The 20,185-nt window shown below is 66.8% G+C and carries 18 protein-coding genes and 1 tRNA gene; 12 read left to right on the top strand and 7 right to left on the bottom strand.

Annotation, left to right across the window (positions count from 1 at the left end; genetic code table 11):
- Positions 1–215: 215 nt before the first annotated feature.
- The 3 genes from AC5P6H_RS03695 (at position 216) to AC5P6H_RS03685 (ending at position 1,791) form a co-directional block, all read left to right on the top strand.
- Positions 216–716 carry a hypothetical protein gene (locus tag AC5P6H_RS03695; protein ID WP_229653722.1) on the top strand — a complete coding sequence of 167 codons (501 nt, stop codon included), beginning with the start codon at positions 216–218 and terminating at the stop codon, positions 714–716.
- A complete protein-coding gene (locus AC5P6H_RS03690; RefSeq protein ID WP_100450745.1) occupies positions 713–1,162 on the top strand; it encodes an adhesin in 450 nt (149 codons plus the stop codon). The genes AC5P6H_RS03695 and AC5P6H_RS03690 overlap by 4 nt, the downstream gene beginning before the upstream one ends.
- Before the next feature lie 170 nt (positions 1,163–1,332).
- Entirely contained in the window at positions 1,333–1,791 is a 459-nt protein-coding gene (locus AC5P6H_RS03685; protein ID WP_100450744.1) for a hypothetical protein, read from the top strand.
- A 77-nt stretch (positions 1,792–1,868) separates the two neighbouring features.
- Here AC5P6H_RS03685 and AC5P6H_RS03680 read toward each other — a convergent pair whose 3' ends face one another.
- From AC5P6H_RS03680 to AC5P6H_RS03670, 3 genes are all read right to left on the bottom strand, one after another.
- Positions 1,869–3,746, bottom strand: coding sequence for an aspartyl protease family protein (locus AC5P6H_RS03680; protein ID WP_164109649.1), 1,878 nt, complete (start codon positions 3,744–3,746; stop codon positions 1,869–1,871).
- Between the two features lie 82 nt (positions 3,747–3,828).
- Positions 3,829–4,386, bottom strand: a complete 558-nt coding sequence (locus tag AC5P6H_RS03675; RefSeq protein ID WP_288496586.1) for a helix-turn-helix domain-containing protein — start codon at positions 4,384–4,386, stop codon at positions 3,829–3,831.
- Between the two features lie 640 nt (positions 4,387–5,026).
- Positions 5,027–5,103, bottom strand: a tRNA-Arg gene (locus tag AC5P6H_RS03670).
- A gap of 149 nt (positions 5,104–5,252) precedes the next feature.
- On the opposite strand from AC5P6H_RS03670, the gene ubiA reads away from it, so the two are divergent.
- The 3 genes from ubiA to AC5P6H_RS03655 all read left to right on the top strand — a co-directional run bounded on the left by ubiA (position 5,253) and on the right by AC5P6H_RS03655 (position 8,197).
- Positions 5,253–6,146 carry a 4-hydroxybenzoate octaprenyltransferase gene (gene ubiA / locus AC5P6H_RS03665; protein ID WP_014648747.1) on the top strand — a complete coding sequence of 298 codons (894 nt, stop codon included), beginning with the start codon at positions 5,253–5,255 and terminating at the stop codon, positions 6,144–6,146.
- Between the two features lie 188 nt (positions 6,147–6,334).
- Complete coding sequence (locus tag AC5P6H_RS03660) at positions 6,335–7,759, top strand: short-chain fatty acid transporter (protein WP_181454184.1); 1,425 nt, start codon at positions 6,335–6,337, stop codon at positions 7,757–7,759.
- A gap of 273 nt (positions 7,760–8,032) precedes the next feature.
- Positions 8,033–8,197: a hypothetical protein gene (locus AC5P6H_RS03655; RefSeq protein WP_005414774.1), complete on the top strand. Its 165-nt coding sequence runs from the start codon at positions 8,033–8,035 to the stop codon at positions 8,195–8,197.
- Positions 8,198–8,251: 54 nt separating this feature from the next.
- On the opposite strand, the gene AC5P6H_RS03650 is transcribed toward AC5P6H_RS03655, so the two are convergent.
- Positions 8,252–8,878 (bottom strand): YiiX/YebB-like N1pC/P60 family cysteine hydrolase, encoded by a 627-nt coding sequence (locus AC5P6H_RS03650; protein ID WP_041863935.1) that lies wholly within the window; start codon positions 8,876–8,878, stop codon positions 8,252–8,254.
- A gap of 82 nt (positions 8,879–8,960) precedes the next feature.
- On the opposite strand from AC5P6H_RS03650, the gene AC5P6H_RS03645 reads away from it, so the two are divergent.
- The 3 genes from AC5P6H_RS03645 (at position 8,961) to AC5P6H_RS03635 (ending at position 12,788) form a co-directional block, all read left to right on the top strand.
- Entirely contained in the window at positions 8,961–9,473 is a 513-nt protein-coding gene (locus AC5P6H_RS03645; RefSeq protein WP_032958753.1) for a hypothetical protein, read from the top strand.
- A 73-nt stretch (positions 9,474–9,546) separates the two neighbouring features.
- Entirely contained in the window at positions 9,547–11,385 is a 1,839-nt protein-coding gene (locus AC5P6H_RS03640; RefSeq protein ID WP_111205647.1) for a M3 family metallopeptidase, read from the top strand.
- A gap of 2 nt (positions 11,386–11,387) precedes the next feature.
- A complete protein-coding gene (locus tag AC5P6H_RS03635) occupies positions 11,388–12,788 on the top strand; it encodes a TPM domain-containing protein (RefSeq protein ID WP_346601289.1) in 1,401 nt (466 codons plus the stop codon).
- A gap of 1 nt (position 12,789) precedes the next feature.
- Here AC5P6H_RS03635 and AC5P6H_RS03630 read toward each other — a convergent pair whose 3' ends face one another.
- The 3 genes from AC5P6H_RS03630 to AC5P6H_RS03620 are packed head-to-tail and all read right to left on the bottom strand — an operon-like array spanning position 12,790 to position 15,436.
- Positions 12,790–13,461 (bottom strand): VOC family protein, encoded by a 672-nt coding sequence (locus tag AC5P6H_RS03630; RefSeq protein ID WP_495202319.1) that lies wholly within the window; start codon positions 13,459–13,461, stop codon positions 12,790–12,792.
- 54 nt (positions 13,462–13,515) lie between these two features.
- Complete coding sequence (locus AC5P6H_RS03625) at positions 13,516–14,595, bottom strand: alpha/beta hydrolase family protein (protein WP_346601279.1); 1,080 nt, start codon at positions 14,593–14,595, stop codon at positions 13,516–13,518.
- Positions 14,596–14,608: 13 nt separating this feature from the next.
- On the bottom strand, positions 14,609–15,436 hold the full coding sequence (locus tag AC5P6H_RS03620; protein ID WP_126411468.1) for an AraC family transcriptional regulator: 828 nt from the start codon (positions 15,434–15,436) through the stop codon (positions 14,609–14,611).
- A 186-nt stretch (positions 15,437–15,622) separates the two neighbouring features.
- Here AC5P6H_RS03620 and AC5P6H_RS03615 point away from each other — a divergent pair, with 186 nt between their 5' ends.
- The 3 genes from AC5P6H_RS03615 to AC5P6H_RS03605 all read left to right on the top strand — a co-directional run bounded on the left by AC5P6H_RS03615 (position 15,623) and on the right by AC5P6H_RS03605 (position 19,944).
- Positions 15,623–16,024, top strand: a complete 402-nt coding sequence (locus AC5P6H_RS03615) for a hypothetical protein (protein ID WP_197556610.1) — start codon at positions 15,623–15,625, stop codon at positions 16,022–16,024.
- A 216-nt stretch (positions 16,025–16,240) separates the two neighbouring features.
- Entirely contained in the window at positions 16,241–18,643 is a 2,403-nt protein-coding gene (locus tag AC5P6H_RS03610; protein WP_495202318.1) for a TonB-dependent receptor plug domain-containing protein, read from the top strand.
- Positions 18,643–19,944, top strand: coding sequence for an aminotransferase class V-fold PLP-dependent enzyme (locus AC5P6H_RS03605; protein ID WP_134809397.1), 1,302 nt, complete (start codon positions 18,643–18,645; stop codon positions 19,942–19,944). Before AC5P6H_RS03610 ends, AC5P6H_RS03605 begins: the two co-directional genes overlap by 1 nt.
- Positions 19,945–20,185: the final 241 nt, after the last annotated feature.

The following is a 20,185-nucleotide window of genomic DNA, read 5'->3' as shown; positions in this document are numbered from 1 at the left end:
GCGTCTAGTATGAAGATGAATTTGGATACCTTGGAAAAGGTCTCATCAATATTGTTCGACGCGCTCCGCTCCAGGGGCTTGCAAGAGAACTGGCCGCACTGTTCAGGAGGTATCGGATTCCACTGGCCCAGCTGCGAACGCTGGAGGCAGGCAGGTACTCTCGAGCGCTGCGCGATGCGTTGCGCGAGTAGGGCGCCAAGCGGGATGCAAGGTGCATGAGCTCCCGCGCTCCTCCACCAAAGAACGCGATCGGCCTGCACGCCCTCGGAGAGGTACAAGATGAAAGCCAGGCAGATTCTTCGGTACGGGCTGGCCTACGCGGTGTCGTGTGGAGCACTCTGGCTGTTCCTGCACTTTGTGGGCAGGGCGCTTTACGCCTTCGACTCACATCAGGTTTTCTTCTGGCTGTATGGGCCGTCAGCCTTCTGTTGCTGGGAATTGGCGCACGGGTTCCCGCCGCTGGCCGCCTGACGATCAGGCGGCTTGCCAAGGGGGCTGGCTTGGGGCTGCTTGCGGGCCTTCTGGCCCAGGTCGTGGTGCTTGTACTGGAAGCCTATAGATTCAGCGGATTCAGGCCATCGCTGCTCTGGCAGGTAGCGGTTTCGCTGATGGTGATGAGCGTCGTGCTGCTCACGCCGCTCTGGGGCGTAGTGCTGGTTGCCCTCACCGTCGCATGCCGCCGCGACAACAACCCACATCAGGCCTCGAACCCATGAAGCGCCTGACTGCCTTTTGCCTCGTGGTTGCACTGACATCCTGTGCGGCGCATCCGAACCGCACCACGAAGTGTCCACCGGCCCATTTCACCTACGTCGGCACCGAGAGAGTCGACGGACTGACCTACGGGCGCTTCCAGATCACCCACAACGCTGATCAGCCGCTTCAGCTGTGGGTGGATGAGAGACGCAGGTTGAACTCAAGGACCGCTCGCGCAGAGATGAGGCGTAAAGGCGAGGATGCCTGGCGACCTTACAACGTGATCCTTGAGGAAATCACACCGGGAGCGATCGGGCTGTCGATCGGGCAGGGTGAACAGCAGAGCGTTTTGTTCGATGGTGATGGCGTGTTCCTGCCCGGCCAATCCAGTGCGGACACGGAGTACTCCATCGTGGTACGGGATGCAGCCGGTTGCGAACATCGCACCGCGTCATTCATTCCCTGACGTTGCCGCCGCTGTGCGAGATTCTCGGTCACCCCCGCTCAGCGGCACCCACTGCATGCGCAGCGGGTGCCCCACAGCGGTCTGCGCGATCTCAATCGGCACGCCATCCCGCAGCCACGCGGCCCGCCAGCACCAGCTCGGTATCTGAGGTCAAACTACAGCAAATGCCAATGTCCCGCGAACTGATTTTCATAAGGTGCATGAAGGGCGCAGCTGCAGTTGGAGCGTTGGCGATCTGCTGCGCGCTGATTGCGTCCATGATGAATATGGGCTGTCCAGTCGTTGGGTACTCTCCAGCAGTCATGTTTGCTCTTTTTTTCGCATTGCTGGTGCTGCTTGTGTATTCCAAGTTCGAACTGGCGGGGAGGGGAATTCTGTCGGTTGAGGTTGGGCGAGTGCGATTCGCATTCGCTATGGCTTTCCTGGCCGAGATGTTCATGATTGGGTTGCTGGTCGCCCGCAACCTCGAATGCGATAGCTTCGTTCGCGCGATTCCCATTCCTGGGGCACTACTTGTCTTCTATACAGCTGCCGCCTTCTCATTTGTATTCAGTGACTTCTACCTTGGTGCAGCGCGAAAAATCATCAGACTTGGTGCTCGGCCGAGGAACTTCTTAAGAGACAAATAGTTGGAACTGCCTTTGTGGTGCGTGAGCATCCGCCACGTGAGTGGCGGGTGCTCCGCAGGGATAGCGCCAGTTCTGACTCAATCGGCACGCCATCCCGCAGCCACCCGGTCCGCCAGTACCAGATCGGTATCCACCTGCCGGCCATCGCGCAGATAACGGATGCCCACGCGCGTCCCAACCGGACGCTCACGCAACAGCGCACGCCAGTTCGCCAGCATCCGCGTGGCAATCGGCTCGCCTGAAACCATGACAATGCGATCATCCCTGCGCAGCCCAGCGCGTGCCCCGGCGCTGGACGGCGCCACATCGGCCACACGCAGTGCATCGTGTTCAGCCTGCAGCCACAGCCCGCTGCGATCGAAGGCATCGGCCTGCGTGCTTTCGGTATTGGGTACCAGATAGAGGCGCTTGGCACCGTAGTCGATGCCCATCGAGAAGCGCCGCAGCACGCCGCCACCCAGGATCGCGCCGTAGTCGGCCAGGGCCAGCGCGCCCTTGTCAGTGCTGGACAGATCACCGACCAGACCAGTGACCTTGATATCGCCCATGCGCAGCACACCGAGCCGGGCAGGTCGCGCCCGCCCCGCGCCACCCAGGCCCCATCCAAGCACCGCCTCCTCACTGGCGTGGTATTTCTCCAACAGACCATGGGTACGCACGAACGGACTGCTCAGGCTCAGCGAGTTGCGTGAGCCGGTGTCCAGCCACAGGCGAAGCAGGATGCCGTCAAGCTCGCCATTCAGTACCGGCGCGCGGTCATCCTGTTCGAACGGCAGCACCACCGCGTTGGCAGGCGGCTGGTAGTGGCCCGGCAGGGTGAAGCTGAGCACGCGCGCGCCATAGTCGAAGGTGGTGACGAAGCGCAGGAAGGTCTCGTAGCCGATGAAGCCATCATGCGGCACGCCCATCGAGTTGATCTGCTGGCCGAGGTCGATGATGTGGAACACCGGGTTTGCAAGGTGCGCGCCACCGATGCGCAGGTGGCGGGCCTGTGCCAGGCCCAGGTCGCTGGCGTTGTCGCCGGCACCATGCACGCTCAGGCGGCCCGTGGTGGTCAGCCCCAGGCGCTTGGCGGCGGTCGGTGTCAGCAGATTGATGGCGCCCGTATCCACCAGGAATCGCGCCGGCTGTCCGTCCACTTCGGCCTCGATGTAGACATGGTTGTTGATCAGGTCGAACGGAATGCGGGTGGTGCCGCTGGCATCCTCGATATAGCTGTCATGGGCCATCATTGGCGGTGCATACACGGTGTCTGTTACCGGGCCATCCACCTGGTAGCGCTGCACCTGTACATCGCTGCGCAGTCGCGGATCAGCACGGCCCCGGGCATCGAGGGTGTCGGTGATGATGCGATGGGGCAGCAACAGGCCTTCGACCGCCCGGTAGTCCTCCAGTGCGGTGGCGGTGGGTGTGCGAGCGGATGCAATGACCACGCGGCCGAGCAGGCCGCTGCCCCTATCGAACCAGAGCTCGATCGGGTCGGCGCCCTCCGGCTTCGTGGCCAGGACGGTATAGCGCCGGCCATCCAGAGCCTCGGTGCGGGGCGCGGCAAAGTGCGTGGTCGGATAGGCGTTGGACCAATAGGCACGGGTCGCCAGCCACGACTGCGTGCGCGCGGTCCGACGTGGCACGGTGCCATCCAGCAGGCCGACCTCGCCGCCATAGTCGCGCCGCCAGGACAGTTGCCCATCAAAGCCCTGCGCGACGGTGAAGTCTCCCAGTTGCGCCTGTTCGGCATAGCGCCCGGCACGCAGGTCCTGGTTGAGCTGCCAGCGCCCGTGCAGGCCGCCCACCGACTGCTCGCCCACCGCCTGCAGACGCTGTACCGACAGCCACTGCTCGCCACCACTGGCTACGCGGGCCTTGGCCAGCACATCGGCAGCATCCACCCCCGCGGCGTGTGCCGGAACCGCCAGCATCCACAGCAGGCCACCTAGCATCCATCGCAAACGCATCGCCTCACCTCCTTCGTTGGGTCAGGAGGTGATGGCAGCGCCCGGACCGGGGATATTCGACCGGGCGTGAAGGATTGGACGTTCAGTTGGACGCGGTGAGGCGGCGGTACTCGCTCGGCGTCTGTCCGGTGGCGCGCTTGAACGCGCTGTTGAAGGTCGACTTGCTGCCGAAGCCGGCGGCAAGGCCGATGTCCAGCACGCTGCGGAGGTCGGACGGATCGGACAGGCACGCCCTCGCGGCAGCGACGCGGAAGCTGTTCACGAACTCGGAGAAGCTCTGGCCCACCCCTTGGTTGAGCGCCTGCGAGACCTGGTTGGGTGACCAGCCGCTGCGCTGGCTGAGGGTCTGAAGATCCAGCCCGGGCGCTTCATGCAGGCGTTCGTCCTGCATCAATGCGGTCAGCGCGCTGGCGATGGCCGCGCATTGTGCTGCGTCGATGCCCGAGCGCTCGTAGCGTGCGTGGGTCGTATCCTCGGCGGACGCGGTCATGTCCACCATGATGGGTGCCGCAGTGCCCGCACGTACGCGCAGCTGCTGGCGTACGACCCGGCACGCCAGCAGGTACATGCCCATGGTGGTCAGCAGGCTGAGCCCGATGCTGGCCAGCAGTGGAGCAGCGTCCGGCGGCCACCGGTTCATTGCGCTGGCAAGCCAGCATCCCGCCATCACGATCGCCAGCCCGCGCAGTCCGCTGCGTTGGATGGCGGCTCCGGGCGAGGCGGGCGGCGCACGCAGCGAGAGCCACAGCGCGGCCAGCAGGTAGGGAGCACCCTTGCAGCAGCCAGCCGTGGAAACTGAGCTGGAACAGCACATCGCCCAGCGGTGAGGCCTCGAAAGGCGCGAGTGCGTTCAACAGGGAAATGGCGAACGCGAGGCCAGCCGGCAGCAGATGCGCGAGCGGCAAGGGTGTTGCAGCGGCCTGCGCGGGTGTCAGCAGCGCACGCGCATGGCCATACAGCAGTGGACCGAGCAGATAGACCAGAGGCACTTCGATGACCCGCAGCCAGCGCACGGCGTCGGGCGAGAGCCAGGCCTGGCCACCCAGCAGCACCAATCCGAACAGATTGGCGGCGGCGAAACAGGCGAGGAATGCGGTGAGCAGCGGGTTCCCACGCGATGTGCGACCGACGCTCACGCCGGTGGACAAGGTGGCCAGGCCGAGAATCGCAGCACCCGCGGCCAGCTTCAGCAGATCCGGTGGCGTCATGCGCGCAGTGTTGATGAAGCACGTGGCAACGTCCAGCGCGGGCTGGCGGCGTGCAGGCAACACAGGGGAAGATGGCGCGCCCGGAGGGATTCGAACCCCCGACCAATGGCTTCGGAAGCCACTACTCTATCCGGCTGAGCTACGGGCGCGTTGTAGAACCGCCGCGCCGTCGGCCGGTGCCGGGGCGGGCATCGCAGCGCCATGAAGCGGTGCGGGACCGGCATTCTATCCAGTTTCGCCGAACAAATCTCCCCCCACGGGCAAAGCCGTGCCGGAGGGGCAGGAGTATCCTATCGCCATGGCTGATACCCCCCTCACTTCGCCGCAGTCGCCGGCGACGCCGCGTTGGCGGCATTACTGGAGTCTGATGCGCGCTGATCGCCCGATCGGCACGCTGCTGCTGCTGTGGCCCACCTGGTGGGCGTTGTGGCTGGCCGCGGGCGGCCTGCCGCCGCTGTGGACGCTGTTCGTGTTCACCGCCGGCGTGTGGCTGACCCGCTCGGCCGGTTGCGTCATCAACGACTACGCCGACCGCTGGCTCGACCCGCATGTGGAGCGCACCAAGGCGCGCCCGCTGGCCACCGGTGCGATCAGCGGCCGCGCCGCGCTGGCGCTGTTCGCCGTACTGATGCTGGTGGCGTTCGGCCTGGTGCTGACCCTGAACGGGCTGACCATCGGCCTGAGCTTCATCGGCGTGTTCCTGGCTGCCAGCTATCCGTACCTGAAGCGCTACACCCATCTGCCGCAGGTCTACCTGGGCATGTCGTTCGGCTGGGGCATCCCGATGGCGTTCGCCGCCGTGCAGGGCGAGGTGCCGATGCTGGGCTGGCTGCTGTATGCCGGCAACATCCTGTGGTCCACCGCCTACGACACCTGGTACGCCATGGTCGACCGCGAGGACGACCTGAAGATGGGCTCGCACTCCACCGCGATCCTGTTCGGTGATCTCGACCTGGTCATCCAGGGCGTGCTGTACGCACTGTTCCTGGCCACGATGGCGCTGGTCGGCGTGCGCGGCGGGCTGGGCGGGTACTACCTGGCCGGCGTGGCCGTGGCCACCGCGCTGGTGGTGTACGAGTTCTGGATCTGCCGCAACCGCGAACGCGGCCCGTGCTTCAAGGCGTTCCTGCACAACAACTGGGTGGGTGCCGCGCTGTTTGCCGGCATCGCCGCGGACCTGGCGCTGCGTTGATTGCCCGGGGTCGGATCCCTTTTCCTGTGGGAAAGGGCTCTGACCCTTCTGCCGCGCCGATACCCGGCTCGGGGTCAGAGCCCTCTCCTGTGGAGAGGGATCCGACCCCGCCACCTACGACCAATAGGTGGCTGACAGCCTGCACCCCACCGCCCAGAATCGATCCATCGAACCTGGGAGGGTAGGCGATGGCCTCGACGGCAGCAGTACAGGACGGCTGGATGGCGCGCGCAGCGCTGCGTTCGGCCGCCTGGGCGGAAAAGTGGTTCCCCGATGCGTATGTGTTCGCGGTGCTGGGCGTGGTCATCGTCGCGCTGGCCGCGATGGGCTTCGGCTCGACCCCGCAGGCCACCGCGAGCGCCTTCGGTGACGGCTTCTGGAGCCTGATTCCCTTCACCATGCAGATGGCCTTCGTGGTCATCGGTGGCTACGCCGTGGCCACCGCGCCGGTGGTCGCGCGCTTCATCGACTTCCTGGCCCGGGTGCCGCGTACCGGCCGCGGTGCGGTGGTGTACGTGGGCCTGGTCAGCATGCTCGCCTCGCTGCTCAGCTGGGGGTTCTCGCTGGTGTTCGGTGGCCTGCTGGTGCGTGCGCTGGCCCGTCGTACCGAACTGCGCATGGACTACCGCGCCGCCGGTGCTTCGGCGTACCTCGGCCTGGGTGCGGTGTGGGCAATGGGGCTCAGTTCCTCGGCCGCACAGCTGCAGGCCAACCCGGCCAGCATGCCGCCGGGGCTGGTGGAGATCACCGGCGTGCTGCCGTTCACCGAAACCATCTTCCTGTGGCAGTCGATCGCGCTGACCTCGGTGCTGATCCTGGTCTCGCTGCTGATCGCCTGGCTGACGGCACCCGCGGCGGGTAGTGCGCGTACCGCCGAGGCGTTCCCCGGTGCTGCACAGGCCGAGCCGGAACCGCTGCAGCGACGCACGCGCCCGGGCGAATGGCTGGAATACAGCCCGCTGCTGACCGTGCTGCTCTCGCTGCTGGCGTTCGGCTGGCTGTTCAACGAGTTCGCCAACAAGCCGGTGATCACCGCCATCGCCAACCTCAATACCTACAACTTCCTGTTCATCTCGTTGGGCCTGCTGCTGCACTGGCGCCCGCGCAGCTTCCTCAACGCGGTGGCCAAGGCGGTGCCGAGTACCACCGGCGTGCTGATCCAGTTCCCGCTGTACGGCGGCATCGCGATGATCCTCACCCACGCCGCTGGTGGTGACGGGCAGACCCTGGCGCACCGGCTGTCGAGCCTGTTCGTGCACGTGGCCAGCACCGATTCGTTCGCGCTGGTGATGGGCGTCTATTCGGCCGTGCTGGGCTTCTTCGTGCCGTCCGGTGGCGGCAAGTGGATCATCGAGGCGCCGTACGTGATGCAGGCCGCCAACGAACTGAAGGCGCACCTGGGCTGGGCGGTGCAGGTCTACAACGCGGCCGAAGCCCTGCCCAACCTGATCAACCCGTTCTGGATGCTGCCGCTGCTGGGCGTGCTGGGCCTGAAGGCACGCGACATCGTGGGCTTCACCTTCATCCAATTGCTGGTGCACATCCCGCTGGTGCTGGGCCTGTTGTGGCTGCTGGGCATGACCCTGGCGTATGTGCCGCCGGTGATGCCCTGACTGCGGGGCTGGCTGCACTGCGAGCGTCATGAAACCAGCCCCGTTCAGCGCGGGTTTCCGACGGCAAGCGCCATGAATGCGCGCGGCATGGATGATGGCATGAGGACATGCCGAACCCGCATGAATCCTTCAGCCGCTTGTGCCACAAGGGCTTCTGCGCGTTCATTCACGCGCGTACACACAGGTGTAGCCGTCCGCCAACGCGCGATTAACTCTTCGCTGCAGACGATGGCCCCGTCCACCGCATTCCGCGCGTGGCTTTGGAGATCGGACATGGCACAGCAGAACCAGAACCCGAACCAGAAGCAGCAGGGCCAGCAGAACCAGCAGGATCAGCAGCAGGGCCGTGGCCGCGACCAGCAGCAGCAACAGCAGCAGGAACAGCAGCAGCGCAACCAGCGCAATCAGCAGCAAGGTGGGCAGGACGAGGAAGAGTGACGTCGGTACCCACCCTGGGCAACCCCCGAAGCCCCGCCGCGCGCGGGGCTTCGCTTATTCCAGCACGCCGATGCGTTGCAGCACCGGCGCGGCCGACATGTCATTGGGATTGGTGCCGGGCTGATCCTGCGGCACCTCCATGCCCATGCCGCGGTACAGATCGACCCAATGCTGTGCGATCTGCCCGGTCTGCGGATTGCGGAAGTTCATCGGCTGCAGCGCGAACACATGGTGCGCACGGAACGCACGCTCGATGAAGTCGGAACAGTAGTAGCTGTCCTCGTTCAACACATACGACGTGTTGTACGGCTTGCCCAGCATCATGCGCGCGGTGGCGACCGCATCCTTGATCGCCGCCTGCTGCGGTGCCCGCAGGCGATAGACCACGATCTGCCGCTGCTTGGCCCGGGCGCTCTGGCGGAACTCGACCAGCGATTGCCGACGCGATCCCTTCTCGTCCGCATGCAGTACCTCCCAGCCGTTTGGCGCCACAGCGACCAGGGCCACATGATCGAAGCTGGGCGCGCCCTGCTTGCCGGTGGCATCGTCGATGGCCGCACTTAGGCCGCTGCGGCCGGCGGTGACGAACAGCAGATCGCCTTCGTGGACATCGACGGCCATCGCCAGCGCTGGCCACAGGGCGGGCAACAGCAGGCCGATCATGAGCAGGAGGCGACGCATGGAGAGTCTCGGACAGGCGGAGTGCCGGAATTGTAGGGCGCGCGGTAGCATGGGACGACCCAACCGGATTCAGGATGAGCCCATGCGTCGAAACCGTTCCGCTGCCGTGCTGATGCTTGCCTGTGGCGTGGCCCTGGTTGCCTGCACGCCCGAGCCCCAGGTGACGCCCACGGAAGTGGCGCCTGCACATCCCGCGCCGTCGTCCACGGCGGCAGCGGTCCAGCCCGCACCGGTGCCTGCCAGCGGTGAATGCCCCTACTCGCAGTTCGATGCGTTCCTGAAGCACTTCGGCAACGAGATCGCGCTGCAGGAAAAAGCCACCGCCGATCCGCTGCTGGACAGCTACATCGATGCCGAGGCCGAGCCGGAACCGCGCAAGGTGGAAAGCCGCCTGGCGCTGGCCGATGTCGAGTGGCCGGTCATGCCCGATCCCGCCGCGTTGGCCGGGCAGGGCCGCGAGATGCAGGTCAGCACGCTGGCCGATGGGCAACGACAGGTACAGATCCGCACGCCGGACAGCAGCGACCAGCAGACCTACACCTTCGCGCAGTCGCCCTGCTGGACGCTGGTCAAGCGCGAGGATGAGTCGATCTGATGCCTGTCCCGGCACAGGCGCGGCCGGGCGGGGGCTGCTAGGCTCGGAGCCTGATCCAGGCAGGGAGACGCCGATGCAGGCTCGCAGGATGTGCACCATCACCGCCACCATGACTGTCATGCTGGCGATGGCACCCTTCACCGGCGTCCAGGCGCAGTCGCTGCCGGCCGACGATAGCGCCTACTTCGCCAGTGCGGCAGCCGAACAGGCCGCGCGCGGCGAGCTGGGCAAGCGTGTCGAGGCCCTGCAGCAGGCTTCCGCGCTTGCACCTGCGCAACGCTTCCATCAGGCCGAGGCACTGCAGGCGCAGTGCCTGCGCCATCACAGCTATCTGCATCTGCAGGCCGCACGCAACGCCCGTGACCATCGCCCGACGCAGGCGCTGGACCAGGTGATGGGGCTGTGCAGCCGCATCGCCCACACCGGCCGCGCGGCGCTGCGCGAAGCGCCCGCAGACGCGGCGTGGGCAGCACCGTATGCCTTCCTGCGCGCGCGTGCGCTGAAGGACGCCGCAGCACCGGCCAGTACCGCACTGGATGAGGCCGTGGAGGCCCTGGCCGATCCGGCGCTGGACAGTTTCGCACGGCTGCGTGGGCAGATCCTGCGCAGTGCCGAGTACCCGCAGATCGAGCGTGATGGTCGGCACTGGGACACCGGGCACGACAAGCAGGCACTGGCCCAGCAGCGGGACCGCGCGTTGCGGGAAGCGGGCTGGAAGGGTTACTGGCAGGGCCTGCACTCGCGCCGCGAGCCGATGGCCTCGGTGCTTCTGGGCCTGGTGCAGGTGAACGATGCCGCCGCGCGCCTGCAGGGCGATGGTTCTGCACCGGCGCGGGGCTACCAGCGCATGGGCCTGGATGCATCGGCGGTGGATGCTACGCTGCAGGCGATCGAACGCCATGCACGGGACCGTCGCGCCTACCAGGACATGCTGCTGCGCCACGCCGCGCGTTCAGGCATCGATGCGCCGCAGCTCTGGGATACCACGTTGCCCGATGCCGGCTATATGCCGCCGGTACTTACGCTGGCGCAGCTGCGCGACAATGCCGCCGATGCCATGCAGCACCTGGGGCCGGCATACGTCAGTGAGCTGCGTGCGCTGCTCGATCCGGCCAACCGGCGCATGGATCTGGCCACCGAACGTGGTGACCGCAGCCAGGACGCGTTCTCGGTAAGCGCTCCCGGCGTGCCGGCAATGCTGTTCGTTGGCGTGCGCCGTGGTGATCTGGAAAGCGATGTCGAGATCGCCCATGAAGCCGGTCATGCCATGCACGGTGAGTGGATGCAGCGCGGCCATGCCTCGCCGCTGCAGCGCAATGGCAGCCAGTGGCTGACCGAGGCCTTTGCCATCTACAACGAACTGCGCTTCCGCGACCAGCTGTACCAGCAGGCAGAGGACCCGCGGGCCAAGGCCTATTACCTGAAGTCACTGCTGGACGATATGGTGCTGCAGCTGTTCACGTCTTCCGAAGAGGCGCAGCTGGAGCAGTCGATCTACGAGGGCGTGGCGGACAACACGCTGGGTACCGCCGATGACCTGGACGCGTTGACCGGCCGGGTGCTGGCGCGCTTCGGTCAGGACCCGGAGCGCTATCCGCAGCTGTGCAACGGCTGGATCGGCAAGCGCCTGATGTATGACGACCCCAACTATCTGGTGAACTACCTCTATGCAGGGCTGCTGGCCGTGCAGCTGTTCGTGCAGGATCAACGCGACCCGGCAGGGTTCCGTGAACGCTATCTCGCGGTGCTGGGTGAAGGCTTTGATCGTGCGCCGACCGAGCAGGTGGCGCAGTTGCTGGGGCACGCGCCCGACTGGCCGGCGCTGGTTGATGCCGATCTGCAGGTGTTCAACCAGGCGGTCGCGCAGCTGCAGGCGCTGCATGCGCGGATCGAGGCAGGGCAGGGCACGTGAAGATGCTGCGCAGGACGACGTGCACCCGGGTCACGGCATGGCTGTTGATGCTGTTGTGCCTGTTGCCGATAAGGGTGATGGCCGGTGCTGCGGTCCCTGCGCTGGATGACCCGGTGGTGGACGCCGCCAACGCACTTTCGGCGGATACCCGCGACATACTGCGCACGCAGGCCTTCAAGTTGCAGGCGCGCACCGGCGCGCAGCTGCAGGTGCTGGTGGTCGACCATGCTGGCGACGAGGGCATCGAGGCCTACGCACAGCGGGTGTTCGACCAGTGGCAGCTGGGCCGGGAAGGCGTTGACGATGGCGTGCTGCTGCTCGTGGCCGTGCAGGACCGCCGTGTACGCATCCAGACCGGTTACGGTCTGGAGGGTGCGATTCCAGATGCCTATGCCGCCCGCATCATCGACAAGGCGATCGTGCCGCGTTTCCGCGATGGCGACCTTGACCAGGGCCTGCTGGATGGAACGAAGGTCGTGGTCGCGCTGATCGATGGCGAGGACCTGCCGGCCTGGGAAGCGCCATCGATGCGCAACGTGTTGCCGGCCGATTGGCGCAGCGCGGATTCCGTGGTTGCACTGACGCTGCTGGCCGGCTTCCTTGCGGGTCTGTGGCGCTCACCGCCCTCGGCGCCCGCGGCCAGGATGCCGGACGACCTCGCACGCAGGCATCGCGAGCGCCAGCGTGGAGCGCCACGCGAGGTCACCACGCCGCAGGCGCGCCCGAAGCGATTGCCGGCCTGGGGTCGCCCGCTGCTGGTGACGGCTGTGGTAGCCGCGGGTCTGCTGTCGGCGGCTATGTGGGCGCCACGCCAGGCATTGGCAGCGGTCTGCATCGTATTGGCGTTGTGCGTACCGGTGGCGAGCCTGCTTGGCTGGTGCTGGCGCCGCAGCCGAGGTGTGCGCGTGGTGCTGCTCGGCATGCTCGGGGTCAGTTCGGGGTTCTTGGTGGTGATGATGCTGCGTGGCCAGTTGCCGCCCAGTCTGGCCCTGCACACGTTGCTGGACCTGGCGGCAGGCATCGTAGCCATGCTGCTGTTCTTCCTCGTGCAGGCGTGCCGCGCGCGCTGGCACAAGGACCGCAGCAGCTTCGGGGTGAGGTTCGCAGTGCTCTTGCTGCTGACCGCTGGCTACGTGCTCTTCGCACTGCTGGCCATTGATCGCGCCGACCCGGTGGCACGCCTTGCCGCGACGATCGGGTGGAGTGCCGGCACGGTCGTGCTGTACTTCGCCTGGATTTTCACCATGCTGCCCTGTGAGAAGGCACGCGGCAGCCGCAGATCATCCGTCGGCCACCGCAGTGCGTCCAGCACCCCGTCGTCAAGTTCGTCTGCGAGCAGCTCCAGCAGCTGGTCCGGAGGCGGCGGCCGCAGCGGCGGAGGTGGTGCGTCGGGCAGCTGGTAGTTCAGGCTGCCTGTACCCGCCAGCCGAGCACAACGTCCTCCACGACACCGGGGCCAGCCACGTCGCCGACCTGCAGCAACAGCCCCTGCGCATTGGGCAGGTCCTTCTGCTCGGGAAACCACCGTCGATCGGCCGCGACCACGATCAGCAGGCCCTCGTCGTCGCCAATCGGTGCGAACTGCGGCGAAGCCGGGCTGATCGGCTGCAGGCCGAAACGTTGGTTGGACAGTTCGCGTACGGCCTCGACATCGCGGCTGGGCAGGCCGACTTCGCTCAGGCAGGTCAGCTCGCTGCCATGGAACACGCCTTCGCGAGCGCTGGCCGGCAGGCGGCGGCGGCCGATCAGTTCAAGGATCAGGCCGTCCGGGCCGGTGAAGTACACCGACTGCGACTGCCAGCTGCTCTCCAGCGCGAAGTAGTCCAGCCCCGCCGGATTGCGCTGCAGCGGCGTGCGCTCACGCAACCACGTCATTGCCTCGCTGAAGCGGTTGTCCGGCACGTTGAAGGCCAGATGCACGCCACCCACCGGACGCCCCGCCGCAGGCTGAAGTTCGAGGGTGCTCCAGCCGACGTGCACATGGTTGCCGACCACGCGCTGCTGCAGCACATCGTGGAAATATGTGGCCACGGAAGCGACGTCGGATACCGGCAGAGTGAGGTGCAGCAGGCGCATGATCGATTCTCCGTGGACGCGCCCACTGTAGCGCCGGGCGATGCCCGGCGGCCACTAGCGCAGCGAATGGTTGAAGAACCGTATTGCCGCGTCCGCTGCCTGCGCGTGGGTCTGCGCCTTCGGCACCGATGTGCTGCACAGGTCCTGCAGCCGCTGTTGTCCGGCCGGGGTGCATGCGGCGAGGAAATCGTAATGGCCGACACCGGGCAGCACCTGCAGTGCAGCGCCCGCAATCACCGCACGCGCAGCCTCGCCATTGGTCTGTGGTGGCGCGACCGTGTCCGCCTGGCCCAGCACGATCGACACCGGCTGTTTCAGCGAGGAGAGCTGCTCGGGCGCAAAGGCCTGCACGATTGCCGGCGCCAGCAGGAACACCGCGCGCACGCCGGGAATGGCGCGTGCGTCGTTGGCGTGGGACATCCATGGCGACAGCTCGGGCGACGCCGCAGCGGCAACGCGCGCCTCCATCGTGTGCGTTGCCGCCTCCTGTTGGGGCCGGCAGACGCCGTCATCCGGATGTGCGGTGCAGAAGTCCCGCAATCGCTGCAGGTCCGGTCGCGCACCGGCTGCCAGCAGCGCGGTGTAGCCACCGGCCGAGAAGCCGGCGACCCCCAAGCGCTCAGGATCGACATGCGGGCCCAGCACCGGATCAGCTTGCACGGCCGCCAGTGCGGCACGCAGGTCATCGGCGCGCAACCAGGTCAGAAGGCTGCCGGGCAGGGTCATGGTGTCAACGCCGTTGTTGCCTGGATGATCCACCGCAATCACCAGATACCCGGCCCGCGCCAGCGCCGTGCCCAGCCAACCCATCATGCGCGCGCTGCCGCCGTTGCCATGCGAGAGCAGCAGGGTCGGCAGGCGATCACCCGCGACCGGCGCATCCTTGGCCGACCGGCCGGCGACGAACAGCGGCGCGTCGGGAGGACCGATGGTCAGCGCGTTTTCGCGGCTGCCGGCCTGTGCCGGATACCAGGCCGTGTAGCGCAGCGCGTCGCGGTGCCCTGCGTCGCGCACGGCGGCGCTGGCCAGCGTCGTCGTGCCGTGGCGCTCGCCGGCGACGCCGCTTTCGCGGGCGGCGCCGACGCTCGCGAACGCCAGCAGCATTCCTCCCAGCACAGCAGCGGTCATGCGCATCTTCAACTCCTTGTCAGTGGGGACGTTCTTCCACCGGCAGCCAGATCTCCACGCCGCCGTTGCCGCTATGCTCATCGAAACGCAGGTCGTAGCGTTCCAGATCGGGTGCATCGGCCAGGCTGAGGCCGGAGCCGGGCAGGTAGTGATCCAGCAACCAGAACCAGGTCGAGCGGATGGCCGAGATGTGTCCGCCGTGCCAAGCCACCAGGTAGCGGCGCGCCGGGATGTCCACGCGTCGCCAGTGCGCAGGCACGCTCGGCACCGCGCTTGCCGGTAGTGCCGCAATGTAGTCGAAGCCACCATCGTCATCACTGTTGCAGCACACGCCGAAGCTGACCGGTGCCGGCGTCGGCCACTCGCGGTTGAGCTGGGCCCATTGGCCCGGAATCGCGCCGCTGCTGTCGCGGGTATGCCGCATGCCGACGCCTGCCACCTGGAACGCGGGCGTATCGAGCAGCCGGGGGGCTTCAATGCAGGCTGACGGGGCCTCGTCCAGGCGGATCGCCTGCACCAGCGTCAGCCCATCGGTGCCCTGTTCGCGTACCCGTTCCGGTGTCTGCCCGAACTGTTCGCTGAAGGCACGGGTAAAGGCAGCATGGGTGGTGTAGCCGGCCCCCAGCGCCACCTGCAGGATGTCGCCCGCGCCGTTGGCCAACCGCTGCGCGGCAGCGGTCAGGCGGCGCCCGCGCAGGTAGCGCACCACCGAGGTGCCGGTGCGGGCCTGGAACAGGCGTGACAGATGAAACGGCGACAGGCCGGCCGCAGCGGCGATGTCGGCCAGCGCCAATGGCTGGTCCGCATGGGTTTCGATGTACCACAACGCCTTGCCTGCCGCGCTCATCCTGCCGTTCCCCGCATCCAATGCCGGCACAGTAGCGGATCGGCAGGCGCGGCGTTTAGCAGTTCTTGCGCTGCCGGGGCTTTGCGTCTGCCTGCGTACCGGCAACAATGCGTGCTTCATGGACGTGATGGGGGGCAGGGAGATGCGATCGACGACGGGGGATGCCAGGCCAGCGGAGCCCGGCCGATGATCGAGATGATCGAAATGCTGCTTGCCCTCTGGGTACTTCCCAGTCTGTTGACCCTGGCGCTGATGCTGCTGATGTTGTTCGGCGCGCCACGGTGGCGCGGCAACCCCTGGGTGTACCGTGTCGGCTTCGCGTTGCTGGGCGGGTTTCTGACACCGACGTTGTTGGGGGCCGGTCACGGTGGGTTGCCGTGCGCGACTATCGGCGGGCTGGTGATGATACTGACGCAGCTGCAATGGATCGGCGATCTGCAGGTCGACTTCATGGGGATCGGGATTCGCAACAGGGGCATCTGGATCATGTCCGCCCCCGCCTTGGTGGTGTTCGCTGCCATGATGTTCGTTCCGCTGCGAACGGCACGGCCAGCCCGTTTCGGCTTTGGCGACGACGCCAACGGCTAGCCGCTGTGTGCGGAGATGGGGCGTGGGTCTGCATTGCCACCCATGCATGGCGTGGATCTACGGATGAGCCCTGGCAGGGCCAACCTTGGTTGGCGCATCAAGCTGTCGTACTGACGTCATGCCTCCTTCACACATCGCGCCGAGACTGCGCGCCTTGTCCAGGCCTGTTGTGTGCGCACAGGTGCTGGCCCTGTCGCGTCCTCCCGGAGCCCTGCCGTGCATCGTTCGAAGCTTTCGCGTTCCATCCTCCTTGCCCTTTCCATGGCCAGCGCAGGAGGCGCGATCGCAACGGAGGCCGATGCGGTCGATGCCGCCGGCGGCAGCCGCGCCGCGCCCACCCAGCTCGACGCGATGCTGGTCACCGGTACCCGCGCGTCCAACCGCACCCAGTTCGAAACGCTGGCGCCGGTGGATGTGTTCAGCAAGGAAGACATCAGGTCCGTCGAATCCACCGACCTGAAGGACGTGCTGGCCCAGCTGGTGCCGTCGTTCGTGGTGCAGCGCCTGCCGATGGCGGACGGCCAGGTGTTCGTGCGTCCGGCCACGCTGCGTGGCCTGTCGCCGGACCAGACCCTGGTGCTGGTCAACGGTCGCCGCTTCCACCGCAGCGCGCTGCTCGGCAACCGTGGTGCACAGGCCGCTGACCTGGCACAGATTCCAACCAGCGCGATCAAGCGCATCGAGGTGCTGCGTGATGGCGCGTCGGCGCAGTACGGCTCGGACGCCATCGCCGGCGTCATCAACATCATCCTGGAGGATGGGCCGGGTAGCGAGATCACCGCCGGCTACTCGCAGTACGCGCAGGGCGACGGTGCTTCGCGCGATTTCAGTGCGCGCACTGGCTGGTCGCTGGGTGACTACGGCAGCCTGGTGCTGTTCGCCGAATCGTCCACCTCCGACGCCACCTCGCGCACCCGCCAGCGCCCCGATGCCATCGCCTTCCAGGCCGCGCATCCGGAGCTGGAGGTGCCCAACCCGGTGCAGCGCTGGGGCCAGCCGGAACTGGAAAGCCGCCGCGTCGGCTTCAACGTAAAGGCCAACGCCAGCGATACGCTGGAGCTCTATGCCTTTGGCCTGTACAGCCACAGCGATGGCGTCAGCGATTTCAACTGGCGCAACCCGGACACCACCACCGGCGCGTACCGCACCACCGCCATCTTCCCGGGCTGGAACCTGCGCTCGCTGTATCCGGTTGGCTTCAGCCCGCAGTACGGCAACGTGCAGAACGACCTGCAGCTGGTCGGTGGCCTGCGCGGCGAGATCGCGCCGAAGCTGCGCTGGGATGTCAGCGCCTCGTATGGCCGCAACGCCATCGACTATCGCCTGAAGAACTCGATCAATGCCTCGCTCGGTCCGGCCAGCCCGACCGACTTCGATCTCGGCCGCCTCACCCAGACCGAGAAGAACGCCAACGCCGACTTCAACTACGAATGGGACGTGGCTGCGCTGTCCAAGCCGATCAACGTCGCCTTCGGTGGCGAGTTCCGCCAGGAAACCTACCAGGTGCGCGCCGGTGATCCGGCCTCGTACGCGGTGGGTCCGGGCGCGGCCGCGGGCCTGGAGGCCAACTCCAATGGCGCGCCGGGCTTCTCGGCCAGCCAGGCCGGGCAGTGGAGCCAGCGCAGCAAGGCCGCCTACGTGGACATGGAAGTGCCGCTGGGCGAGCGCTGGAGCATCGGTGCAGCCAGCCGCTATGAGGACTTCTCCAGCTTCGGCAGCACACTGGACGGCAAACTGTCGGCGCGCTTCGCGATCACCCCGGACGTCGCCCTGCGCGGCACCGTGTCCACCGGCTTCCGCGCGCCGACGCCGGCGCAGCTCAACACCACCAGCACCACCCAGGGGTTGGATACGCGCACGCTGCAGATCTTCACCAGCGGCCGCCTGTCGCCGAACGATCCGCTGGCGCAGCTGCTCGGTGCCAGGCCGTTGAAGCCGGAAGAATCGCGTACCGCATCGCTGGGCCTGACCTGGCGCACCGACCTGGGCCTGTCCGGCTCGGTGGATGTCTACCAGATCAAGCTCACCGACCGCTTCAGCCAGTCGGCCAGTTTCGCCATTCCGGCCGGTACGCCCAATCCGCTGGGCTATACCTCGGTGAACTACTTCACCAACGACTTCGACACCACCACCACCGGCGTGGACGTGGTCGGCAACTACCTGCGCGACCTCGGCGCGGGCCGCATGACGCTGACCCTGGCCTACAACTACAACCGCACCCGCGTGGACAACGGCAGCACCTCGGTGGCAACCAATGAGACCCAGCGCGTGCTGTTCGAAGATCGCCTGCCCGAGCACAAGGGCAGCCTGACCGGCAGCTGGGACATCGGTGCCTGGTCGCTGATGGCGCGCATGCGCTACTACGGTGCCTGGACCGATTCCAGCGGCAATGCGGTGGGCGATATCTACCAGCGCTTTGGTGCGATGAGCTTCCTCGACCTGGCCGTCGGCTATCGCATCAACGAACATCACAGCCTGCGCGTGGGTGCCGACAACGTGTTCGACCGCTATCCGGACGAAGCCACCTTCCAGGCCAGTCGCGGCCTGGTCTACTCGCGCAACGCGCCGTACGACACCGACGGTGCCAACCTGTACGCACAGTACCGGCTGAGCTTCTGATGGACCGTAACCGCCGCGTCCTGTTGCGTGCCGGTGCACTGCTGCCGGCTGCAGCTGCGCTGTCTTCACTGCCTGCCATGGCGGCCGCGGGTTACGCTGCGCCCATGCAGATTCCCGCAACGACCGTAGCGCCGGACGCGCTGGCCCGCGATGAAGGCTACTGGGCCGCCGTGGCCAGCCACTTCGACATCACCGATGAAGTGAACCACCTGGAGAACGGCTACTGGGGCGCGATGGGCCGCGAGACGCTGGCCAGCTACCAGCGCCACACCGCCGAGGTGAACCGTGGTAACGCTTGGTACGGCCGTCATGAGTTCCCGGTGCAGTACATGGCGGTGCAGCGGCAGGTGGCCGAACTGCTGGGCGTGGGCGCCGACGAGATCGCACTGACCCGTGGCGCCACCGAAGCGATGCTGGCGCTGATCGGTGGCTACAACCGCCTGCGGCCCGGCGACCAGGTGCTGTACGCCGACATCGACTACGACAGCATGATCGGTGCGATGCGTTGGCTGCAGCAGCGCCGTGGCGTGCAGGTCGAGCGCATCGCGCTGCCGGTGGTGCCCGACCATGCGCAGATCCTGCAGGCCTACGAGGCCGCGTTCGCGCGGCTGCCACGCCTGAAGCTGGTGCTGCTGACCCAGGTCAGCCATCGCCATGGGCTGGTGCTGCCGGTGGCCGAGATCGCCGAGCGTGCACGCGCACGCGGTATCGACGTGATCGTCGATGCGGCGCACGGGTTCGGCCAGATCGACTACGCGGTGCCGCAGCTGAAGGCCGATTTCGTCGGCATCAACCTGCACAAGTGGATCGGCGCACCGGTCGGTGTCGGCGCGATGTACGTGCGCAGGGGCCGCGTTGCGGACCTCGACCCGTACATGGGCGAGACCGACGACGGCCGCGTGGGCAGCCGCGTACATACCGGCACGGTCAACTTCGCCGCTTACCTGGCACTTCCGGAGGCGATTGCCCTGCACCAGCGCATCGGTGCGGACAACAAGCAGGCGCGCCTGCGTTACCTGCGCGAGCGCTGGACGCTGCCGGCGCGGCAGATGGCGCACATCGAAGTGCTGTCTTCGCCGGATCCGGCGTTGGCGAGTGCATTGGCCAGCTTCCGCCTGCGCGGGCGCACCAGCGTGGCTGACAACATCGCGCTGCAGAAGCGCCTGCTGGACGAACATCGCGTGTTCACCACCCATCGCGACGGCTTGGACTCCGGCGCCTGCGTGCGGGTGACGCCGTCGGTGTTCACCCGGCCGCAGCAGATGGATGCGCTGGTGAAGGCCCTCTCCGCCTTGGCCTGACCCTGCTTTGGTGGGTGCCAACCTTGGTTGGCACATTCCAACCGTGCCGGGGAATCTTCCGCCGGCCAGCGGCCGGCGCTACCGGTCGGGTGGGTGCCAACCTTGGTTGGCACATTCCAACCGTACCGGGGAATCTTCCGCCGGCCAGCGGCCGGCGCTACCGATCTGGTGGGTGCCAACCTTGGTTGGCACATTCCAACCGTGCCGGGGAATCTTCCGCCGGCCAGCGGCCGGCACTACC

The organism is Stenotrophomonas sp. YJH_SMC_110, from assembly GCF_059369255.1.
This window is presented reverse-complemented; position numbering and strand designations above follow the sequence as displayed.

Bases quoted from the DNA above. Each gene is read 5' to 3' on its own strand.
- AC5P6H_RS03660 (WP_181454184.1), top strand. From the start codon at position 6,335: ATGGCCTCGACGGCAGCAGTACAGGACGGCTGGATGGCGCGCGCAGCG.
- AC5P6H_RS03605 (WP_134809397.1), top strand. From the start codon at position 18,643: ATGGACCGTAACCGCCGCGTCCTGTTGCGTGCCGGTGCACTGCTGCCG.
- AC5P6H_RS03625 (WP_346601279.1), bottom strand. From the start codon at position 14,595: ATGCGCATGACCGCTGCTGTGCTGGGAGGAATGCTGCTGGCGTTCGCG.
- AC5P6H_RS03680 (WP_164109649.1), bottom strand. From the start codon at position 3,746: ATGCGTTTGCGATGGATGCTAGGTGGCCTGCTGTGGATGCTGGCGGTT.
- AC5P6H_RS03635 (WP_346601289.1), top strand. From the start codon at position 11,388: ATGCTGCGCAGGACGACGTGCACCCGGGTCACGGCATGGCTGTTGATG.
- AC5P6H_RS03640 (WP_111205647.1), top strand. From the start codon at position 9,547: ATGCAGGCTCGCAGGATGTGCACCATCACCGCCACCATGACTGTCATG.
- AC5P6H_RS03690 (WP_100450745.1), top strand. From the start codon at position 713: ATGAAGCGCCTGACTGCCTTTTGCCTCGTGGTTGCACTGACATCCTGT.
- AC5P6H_RS03695 (WP_229653722.1), top strand. From the start codon at position 216: ATGAGCTCCCGCGCTCCTCCACCAAAGAACGCGATCGGCCTGCACGCC.
- AC5P6H_RS03655 (WP_005414774.1), top strand. From the start codon at position 8,033: ATGGCACAGCAGAACCAGAACCCGAACCAGAAGCAGCAGGGCCAGCAG.
- AC5P6H_RS03650 (WP_041863935.1), bottom strand. From the start codon at position 8,878: ATGCGTCGCCTCCTGCTCATGATCGGCCTGCTGTTGCCCGCCCTGTGG.
- AC5P6H_RS03645 (WP_032958753.1), top strand. From the start codon at position 8,961: ATGCGTCGAAACCGTTCCGCTGCCGTGCTGATGCTTGCCTGTGGCGTG.
- AC5P6H_RS03630 (WP_495202319.1), bottom strand. From the start codon at position 13,461: ATGCGCCTGCTGCACCTCACTCTGCCGGTATCCGACGTCGCTTCCGTG.
- AC5P6H_RS03620 (WP_126411468.1), bottom strand. From the start codon at position 15,436: ATGAGCGCGGCAGGCAAGGCGTTGTGGTACATCGAAACCCATGCGGAC.
- AC5P6H_RS03675 (WP_288496586.1), bottom strand. From the start codon at position 4,386: ATGAACCGGTGGCCGCCGGACGCTGCTCCACTGCTGGCCAGCATCGGG.
- ubiA (WP_014648747.1), top strand. From the start codon at position 5,253: ATGGCTGATACCCCCCTCACTTCGCCGCAGTCGCCGGCGACGCCGCGT.
- AC5P6H_RS03615 (WP_197556610.1), top strand. From the start codon at position 15,623: ATGATCGAGATGATCGAAATGCTGCTTGCCCTCTGGGTACTTCCCAGT.
- AC5P6H_RS03685 (WP_100450744.1), top strand. From the start codon at position 1,333: ATGTCCCGCGAACTGATTTTCATAAGGTGCATGAAGGGCGCAGCTGCA.